Annotated in this window: 2 protein-coding genes and 1 pseudogene; all 3 read left to right on the top strand. The window is 55.1% G+C overall.

What is annotated here, in order from left to right; genetic code table 11:
* A partial coding sequence (locus tag EN935_RS33960; RefSeq protein WP_164771604.1) for a TRAP transporter large permease occupies window positions 1-1,242 on the top strand: 1,242 nt, incomplete at its 5' end.
* A 149-nt stretch (window positions 1,243-1,391) separates the two neighbouring features.
* Window positions 1,392-1,532: a hypothetical protein gene (locus EN935_RS41095; protein WP_164757796.1), complete on the top strand. Its 141-nt coding sequence runs from the start codon at window positions 1,392-1,394 to the stop codon at window positions 1,530-1,532.
* A 64-nt stretch (window positions 1,533-1,596) separates the two neighbouring features.
* Window positions 1,597-1,860: pseudogene (locus EN935_RS33955) on the top strand (transposase); the annotation flags it as partial.

The following is a 1,860-nucleotide window of genomic DNA, read 5'->3' as shown; positions in this document are numbered from 1 at the left end:
CCAATCGCTATAGCTCTTCTCGGCGCTGGCGTGGTGGGCGTCTGGGTAGGCTTCGGATCCTTCGACCTGCTGGTTATCGTCCCCCAACAAATCTTCAGATCCCTGGACTCATTTCCGTTCCTGACCATTCCGTTGTTCGTCTTTGTCGGCGTCCTGATGGCCGAGGGCGGAATCGCAAGACGGCTGATCGATTGCGCCAACATTCTTATTGGCAGACAGCCTGGCGGTCTGGGCGCAACAATTGTTGCTTCGGCGATGTTCTTTCACGGCATTTCCGGGTCGTCCACAGCCGACACTGCGGCCATTGGCAGGGCCACCTTGCCCGAACTGACCCGACAAGGTTACCCGATCTCCTTCAGTACCGCGTTGCTCGCAGCTTCTGGTGCCACCGCGACGTTGATTCCACCGACAATCGACCTCATTTTGATAGGCGTCATCGCAAACATCTCTATCGCCGGGCTGTTCGCGGCGGGCATCATCCCAGCGCTCATCAATGGCTTGGGGTTGATGTCTCTCGTCATCTTCATTGCCTGGAAAAATGGGTATGGCATCAAACAGTCTAAACTTCCGTGGAGGTTGAAGGTTGCAACCGTCTTCAAGGCGACACCAGCAATTTTCATGATAGTGATTATCCTTGGGGGTATTTTGACCGGTGCTTTCACGCCAACGGAAGCGGCGGCGGTAGCAGTTGCTTATGGTCTAATTCTTGTGCTTGTCGTATACCGCGATCTTTCCATATCACAATTTCCACGCATATTTGTTAACACCATCGAGATAAGTGGGGTCGTATTCTTTGTTATCGCAATGGGCGCCGTAATTGCCTACGCCATGACAATATTGCGAGTTCCAACTGCATTGGCGATTGCAATCGAGGCGATATCCCCCAACAAGTACGTGTTTTTACTTTTGGTCCAAACATTGTTTTTCGTAATCGGCATGTTCATGGACACTGTTCCTGCCTTGCTGATCCTGATGCCAATTCTCACGCCAATCGCGATATCCTATGGGGTTGAACCAATCCATTTCGGCATTCTGGTTGAGTCGAACATCGCGTTGGGAATGGCAACGCCGCCTGTGGGCGTCTGTCTTTTTGCAGCATGCGCGGTTACACGTTTGCCCATTGAGAAGACCATTCGCCCCCTACTCCCAATGATCGCCATCTTAACCACGACCATGCTGATCATTACGTATGTGGAGGGGTTTTCAATGTTCCTGCCTCGGTTGATGGGGCTCACTGACTAACCGTTGGTTGGTTTGCTTCCGTAGCGTGGTGCGGTGCGGTCCTGAACTGGTTCGTTTGGGCTTGGGCCCGCACCCTCCGACGAGGAGACAGGCAACAAAGCAGCAAGAGATGGTCCGACAAACCATTGGCTGCCTGAAGGAATGCCAGCTTGGTCGGCGGTCTTGCGGCCGCGCTCGGTCGCGCATTCCAGCAGCTGAATTCGGCGACGATCTCCGGTGTTCCCGCGCCGGGTGTTGCGGTGAGCGACGCGCTGAATGGTAGTGTTCTGAGAGTTCTGCAAATTCGCTGAGAAAGGGCGATCATGGCAGGCTGGTGATGTTCAATGTCACCGATTCCCTGGAAGGAATGCCACCATGACCAAGACAGAAGGTAAATTGACCAGCGCCGCCGTCAAAGACATTCTGCTTTCGAACCCGGATGGATTGCACGAGGTGATCCGCGCCGTGATGCAGGAGGTGCTCGAGGCCGAGATGGACGAGCTGGGTGCTTCGAAGAGCGAGCGCACGCCGGAGCGTCTGGGCTATCGCTCTGGCTATTACGGTCGCACCTTGTCACGCGGCTCGGCAAGCTTGAGCTGCGGGTTCCGCAAGACCGCGCCGGCCGCTTCTCCACCGAAC

It is taken from the genome of Mesorhizobium sp. M7D.F.Ca.US.004.03.1.1 (genome assembly GCF_003998635.1).
GTDB classification, from domain to species: Bacteria; Pseudomonadota; Alphaproteobacteria; order Rhizobiales; family Rhizobiaceae; genus Mesorhizobium; species Mesorhizobium loti.
This window is presented reverse-complemented; position numbering and strand designations above follow the sequence as displayed.